At 64.5% G+C, this 6332-nt stretch carries 6 protein-coding genes; 3 read left to right on the forward strand and 3 right to left on the reverse strand.

Going from position 1 to position 6332, the window contains the following annotated elements; translation table 11 throughout:
- Positions 1-979, reverse strand: a 979-nt coding sequence (locus HP499_RS19270) for an AI-2E family transporter (RefSeq protein WP_172325770.1), incomplete at its 3' end; no start/stop codon positions are given.
- Between the two features lie 84 nt (positions 980-1063).
- Complete coding sequence (locus HP499_RS19275; RefSeq protein WP_253951699.1) at positions 1064-2014, reverse strand: aldose 1-epimerase family protein; 951 nt, start codon at positions 2012-2014, stop codon at positions 1064-1066.
- 98 nt (positions 2015-2112) lie between these two features.
- On the opposite strand from HP499_RS19275, the gene galT reads away from it, so the two are divergent.
- The 3 genes from galT (at position 2113) to HP499_RS19290 (ending at position 5722) form a co-directional block, all read left to right on the forward strand.
- Positions 2113-3264 (forward strand): galactose-1-phosphate uridylyltransferase, encoded by a 1152-nt coding sequence (gene galT, locus HP499_RS19280; RefSeq protein ID WP_172325772.1) that lies wholly within the window; start codon positions 2113-2115, stop codon positions 3262-3264.
- Positions 3261-4421 carry a galactokinase gene (galK, locus tag HP499_RS19285; RefSeq protein ID WP_172325773.1) on the forward strand — a complete coding sequence of 387 codons (1161 nt, stop codon included), beginning with the start codon at positions 3261-3263 and terminating at the stop codon, positions 4419-4421. Before galT ends, galK begins: the two co-directional genes overlap by 4 nt.
- A gap of 62 nt (positions 4422-4483) precedes the next feature.
- A complete protein-coding gene (locus HP499_RS19290; RefSeq protein ID WP_172325774.1) occupies positions 4484-5722 on the forward strand; it encodes an acetyl-CoA C-acetyltransferase in 1239 nt (412 codons plus the stop codon).
- Between the two features lie 184 nt (positions 5723-5906).
- On the opposite strand, the gene HP499_RS19295 is transcribed toward HP499_RS19290, so the two are convergent.
- On the reverse strand, positions 5907-6332 hold a 426-nt coding region (locus tag HP499_RS19295; protein ID WP_172325775.1), incomplete at its 5' end, for a Bax inhibitor-1/YccA family protein.

Raw genomic sequence — 6332 nt, forward strand, 5'->3', positions numbered from 1 at the left:
CTGAAAGGATCACGGCTACCGGGTGCAGTGCCACGGCCTTGCCCATCACCAAGGGTTGCAGGATGTGGCTTTCGAGCTGTTGGACCAGCAGGACGATGGCCAGCATGATCAGGGCGTTGATAGGTCCGTTGGCCACGAGCGCCAGCAGAACCGCGATGGCACCGGTCACCAGCGCGCCGACAACCGGGATGAAGGAACCGATGAACACCAGGACGGCCAGCGGAAGGGCCAGCGGGACCTGGATGATGGCCGCACCAACCCCGATGCCAACAGCGTCCACGAACGCCACGAACATCTGGATGCGCACGTAGCTGACCATGGAAGTCCAGCCGCGACGCCCGGCGCCATCGGTTGCCCGGCGTGCGGTTTTGGGGAGGAGCCGCACCAGGAAGCCCCAGATCCGGCTTCCTTCAAGAAGGAAGAAGATCAGGATGAAGAGAGCCAGGACAAGTCCTGCAGCAAAGTGTCCGGCGGTGCTGCCGAAGGAAAGGGCGCCACTGAGGATGCTGCTGCTGTTGTTCTGCAGCGCATTGGCGCCATCGGCAATGTATTGGTCGATCTGGTCTGCAGTCAGGTGGAGGGGCCCGTCTGCCAGCCATGTTTGAATCTGCTGGATTCCGGCGAGTGCTTCCTGCCAGAGCTCGCCAAAGCCGGAGACAAGCTGCCTGCCCACCAACGCCAGTGCACCTGCAATGACACCAATGAAGGAGACCACCGTAATGGCAACGGCCGCTCCGTTGGGCAATCGGCGGTTACGGAGCCATGCCACCACCGGGTACAACAGCCCCGCCAGCAGGGCGGCCACCATGACCGGGATGATGAGGAAGCTGACCTTGCCCAGCAACCAGACCAAGGCGCCGATCATGAGCAGGATCAGGCCCGCCCGCCACGACCAGGCAGCAGCAATTCGCACCCCATAAGGGATGTCTTCGGCAATTTGGCGGTCAGAGCGGGATTTGGCGTCCGGTGTTGGCGTCATGAACCCATAATTCCGTAGGCCACGCCGTATGGGAAACCGGCCCTCACAGCGTGCCCCTGACGCTGCAGCCGCACGGCCGGAAGACTAGAGGGACGCAGTGATCCCCCAGCTCATGGTGAAAGCTTCACCGGGGGCCAGCCAGCGCAGGCCGTCACCGCTGTTGAACGCATTGGCTGGACCTGTCATCGGCTCGATGGCCACGGCTTTGGAGCGGCCGGGGAAGGTATCGGTGACAAAAACATGGACATAAGGTGACGTCTCGTCCTGCTCGAGACTGACACTGCGGCCGTCCGGCGCGGAAAGCGTGTGGCGGGCCACGCCGCCGTCGTACGTCAGGTCGGTCAAGGCGACATCAATGAGCAGGTCTCCTACGGCAGTCCCGGCCGAAAGATCGTACTGGCCGTCCGCCGCAGCGGTACTGCGCGGGATCAGGCGTTCATCAGCCACCAGCCGGGTTGCGGCTTTGACCGTCAGGACCAAGTCCTCAGGCGCGACGTCACCCAGGCGCAGGTAGGGGTGCGCCCCGAGAACAAAGGGGGCACGTCCCTGGGAATCGTTGACCAGGGTCTGTGAGACACGAAGATCCATGGCGTCGTCCAGTTCATAGCGAACCACGTGGCGGACCAGGAAAGGATAGCCGTGCTGCGGGAAGACCGTGGCCTCGAGCGTCACGCTGAATTCTGATTCGTCCACCAAGGCGTAGGCGGAATTTCGCAGCAATCCGTGGCTGGCATTGTTGCGGGAGACCTCGGTGATATCGAGCTGCTGCTTCTTGCCATCGAGATACCAGACCCCGTCCTCCACCCGGTTTGCCCATGGCGCCAAAGTGATTCCCGTGGCACCTGGAGAAATCTGGTCGTCGTCGTAACTTTCCGTCAACTGGACTCCGCCGCGAGAGTAGAGGCGGAGCCCTGCTGCAAGCTCGGTGACAACGGCGAGCGCGTCGCCCCTGCGAAGCTCGAATTGGCGGCCCGTGGCGAAGCGGCGGGAGTCGGACGGAAGCGCGTTTTCAGCGGGTGATGACAAGGCAGGCATGGCAATACCGTACTTCATCCCGGATCCGGTGAGCCCAGCCCAATGTTAGCTTTTGTTAGAATCTATGCGTTTTTGGTCACTTGTGGAATAATGAAGTCATGAGTCGCATTACCAGCACCCGCCTTGCGGACAGCCGCGAGCTGATCTACTTCGATGACCCCGGAACGCCGGAGCGAACACCGGAATCGTTGGTGGACCATCGCGAGCTTCCGGCCCGCGGTGTTCCCGGTGAAGTCCGTTATGACGCTTTGTCCGGCGACTGGGTAGCTGTGGCTGCCCACCGACAGGCCCGCACGCATCTGCCCCCTGCCGACCAGTGCCCCATTTGCCCCACAACGCCTGCGAATCCCTCGGAGATCCCGGCGGCCGAGTACGACGTCGTGGTGTTCGAGAACCGCTTTCCGTCCCTGGGCCCTGCCTTGGGCGAGATTCCGCCCCTGCCCGCACCGGGCACCACTGGACACGGGACCGCGGGGCCTGCTTTTGGCCGCTGCGAAGTGGTTGCCTTCACCCCGCAGCACACCGGCTCCTTCGCCGAACTCGGCGAAACACGCGCACGCACGGTCATTGAGGCCTGGGCCCAGCGAACCGAATCGCTCAGCGCATTGCCGGGCATCAAGCAGGTGTTCCCGTTCGAGAACCGCGGCGCGGACATCGGCGTCACGCTGCACCACCCGCACGGCCAGATTTATGCCTACCCGTACCTCACGCCGCGAGCCGCACAGCTCGGTGCGGTCGCCCGGAAGTACTACGACGACGTCGATGCTAAGGAAACGCTGGCGGCCTCGCTCCTCAGGGCCGAACGCGAAGACGGCAGCCGCATGGTGCTGGAGGCCGAACACTTCAGCGCCTACGTCCCGTTTGCAGCACGTTGGCCCCTGGAAATCCACTTGGTCCCCCACCGCAGCGTCCCTGACCTCGCAGCGCTCACGGGAGCAGAACGGGACGAACTTGCGCACGTCTACCTCGACCTGCTCAAGCGCCTCGACTCCCTCTATCCCACCCCCATGCCGTATATCTCCGCATGGCACCAGGCACCGCTGGACCCCGCCCTGCGCCCTGCCGGCCAGCTTCACTTGCAGCTGACCTCACCCCGCCGCGCAGCCGATAAGCTCAAGTACTTGGCCGGATCAGAGGCCGCCATGGGAGCATTCATCAACGACACCACCCCCGAAGCCGTGGCGGAGCGCCTCCGCAGCGTTGCCGCAGCACCGGCTTCTGCCAAGACCCTGGAAGGCATCCGAGCATGAGCACCGTTACCGATACCAGCGTCCTCGCCGCCCGCTTCCAGGAAACGTTCGGAGCAGTTCACGACGGCGTGTGGCAGGCCCCCGGACGCGTCAACCTGATCGGCGAGCACACCGATTACAACGAGGGCTTCGTGCTGCCCTTCGCCATCGACAAAACTGCCAAGGTTGCGCTGCGCGTCCGCGACGACTCAACTGTCCGCATGCTGTCCACCTTCGGCGGGCACGGACTGGTGGAAGCAGACCTCGCTGAGCTGGAGCCGGGCTCGGGGAACGGCTGGTCCCGCTACCCGCTCGGTGTCGCTTGGGCCTTGAAGGAGCGCGGCATTGAAGTCCCCGGCTTTGACCTGTTGCTCGATTCCGATGTCCCCTCGGGCGCCGGCCTCTCTTCTTCCCACGCGATCGAGTGCGCCGTCATTTCGGCGCTCAACGAGTTGACCGGCGCCGGCCTGGCTGCCCAGGATTTGGTCCTCGCCACGCAGCGGGCCGAAAACGTGTACGTTGGTGCGCCCACCGGAATCATGGACCAGTCCGCTTCCCTGCGTGGCGCCAAGGGGCAAGCTGTCTTCCTCGACTGCCGCGACCAGCACGTGGACCTGGTCCCGTTCGACGCCGAATCCTCCGGCCTGGTGCTGCTGGTCATCGACACCAAGGTCTCGCACTCCCATGCCGACGGCGGTTACGCGTCCCGCCGGGCGTCCTGCGAGTTGGGTGCCGAGATCCTCGGGGTCAAAGCCCTGCGCGACGTCGGCGTGGAACGTTTGGAGGAAGCCTCCGGACTGCTGGATGAGACCACCATGAAGCGCGTGCGCCACGTGGTCACCGAGAATGACCGTGTGCTGCAGACCGTGGAGGTACTGGGTAGCCAGGGACCTGCCAGCATTGGTCCCCTGCTGGATGCCAGCCACGTTTCCATGCGAGACGACTTCGAGATCTCCTGCCCCGAGTTGGACCTCGCCGTGGACACCTCCCGCGCCAACGGCGCCATCGGGGCCCGTATGACCGGCGGCGGGTTCGGCGGCTCGGCCATCGCCCTGACCCCGGTGGGCCAGGAGCAACAGGTGCGCGACGCCGTCGTGCGTTCCTTCGGCGAGGCCGGCTATGCAACGCCGGACATCTTCACGGTGACCCCGGCGGCAGGAGCCCGGCGCCTGACCTGACACATCAGTGATTTTTGATCACCGCCCGGCGCCGATGCAGGCGCCGGGCGTATGCTGTGGCCATGACTGAGGCTGTCATTGTTTCCACTGCCAGAAGCCCCATTGGCCGGGCTTTCAAGGGGTCCCTGAGGGACGTGCGTCCGGACGATCTCGCCACAGCAACGGTGCAGGCCGCCCTCGCCAAAATTCCTGCCTTTGACCCGGGCGCGGACGATGGGCAGGGTTTGGATGACCTCCTACTTGGCTGCGCCGAACCCAGCGGCGAAGCCGGCTCCAACATGGCACGCGTGGTGGCTGTCCTGGCCGGGATGGACCGTGTACCAGCGGCCACCATCAACCGTTTCTGTGCCTCGAGCCTGCAGACCCTGCGGATGGCCTTCCACGCCATCAAAGCCGGGGAAGCAAGCGCGATCGTCTCCGCCGGAGTGGAGAGTGTTTCGCGCTACCAGAACTGGGCCGGCGCCGGAGAAACGGACACCGCCAACCACAATCCCCTCTTCGCCCCCGCAGCTCAACGCACTGCATCCCGGGCAGCGTCCAACATTCCCTGGACGGATCCCCGGATGGGTGGCCGATTGCCGGACATCTATGTCTCCATGGGCCAGACCGCAGAGAACGTTGCCACCACCTATGGCATCACCAGGGCCGAGCAGGACGCGTGGGGCGTCCTCAGCCAGAACCGCGCCGAGGCCGCCATCGCTTCAGGGTTCTATGCCCGCGAAATCACCCCCTATATGCGCAAGGACGGCACCGTGGTGGATCGGGACGATTCCCCCAGGGCCGGAGTGACCATGGAAGGTGTGTCCGGCCTGCAGCCGGTCTTCCGTCCCGACGGGACAGTCACGGCCGGCAACGCCTGCCCCCTCAATGACGGCGCGGCTGCGGTGGTGGTCATGAGCGACGTCCGCGCACGCGAACTGGGTCTGGAGCCGCTGGCCAGGGTGGTGTCCACTGGCGTCAGCGCCCTCTCCCCCGAGCTCATGGGAATGGGCCCCGTGGAGTCCACCAGACGGGCTTTGGCACTGGCTGGACTGACCATGGACGACATTGACCTGGTGGAGCTCAATGAAGCCTTCGCTGTGCAGGTGGTGGCGAGCGCCCGTGAATTGGGCATCGACCCCGCCAAACTCAATGTCCATGGCGGTGCCATCGCCCTGGGACACCCCTTCGGCATGACGGGTGCCCGGATGACGAGCACGTTGCTGCACGGGTTGAAGGAACGCGATGGAACGTTGGGGCTGGCCACTCTGTGTGTTGGCGGCGGGCAAGGGATGGCTGTGGTCTTCGAGCGGCTGAGCTAGTTGGTTCGGTGAGGTGGCTGCGGGCAGGCGAGAACTTCCCGCCGCCGAGGGGTTAGGTCTCGGCACTTTGAACCCCCACATACTGCCGGGATGTCGCCCCTCGCGGACGAAGAAATGCCCCTTGACGCAAAAATGCCCCCGAATCTCTTCGGGGGCATTTCGCGTTGACAGACTCCGGAAGGAGTTAGTCGTCGCCTCGCAGGATGGCCAGCAGGCGGATAATTTCCACATAGAGCCACACCAAAGTGACCGTCAGGCCGAACGCTGCAACCCAGGAGTAACGTTCCGGGGCGCCGGCGCGGACGCCTTCTTCGATGCTGGTGAAGTCCATGATCAGCGAGAATGCTGCCAGGCCGATGGCCAGGATGCCGATGAAGACACCCAGCGGGATGCCTGCGATCGTCAGTTCAGTGCGGAGGCCGAACGGCGACTGCACGGCACCGGTCCACATCATGACCATGTTGATCAGGGCGAAGACCGCGTAACCAATGGTGGCGATCATGAAGAAGCGCACCATCTTGGGAGTGGCGCGGACCTTGCCGCTCTTGAAGAGCACCAGGGTGACGCCGAAGACGGCCAGCGTACCGATGACAGCCTGGAGGCCGACGCC

It is taken from the genome of Paenarthrobacter sp. CM16, assembly GCF_013179505.1.
Classification (GTDB): domain Bacteria; phylum Actinomycetota; class Actinomycetes; order Actinomycetales; family Micrococcaceae; genus Arthrobacter.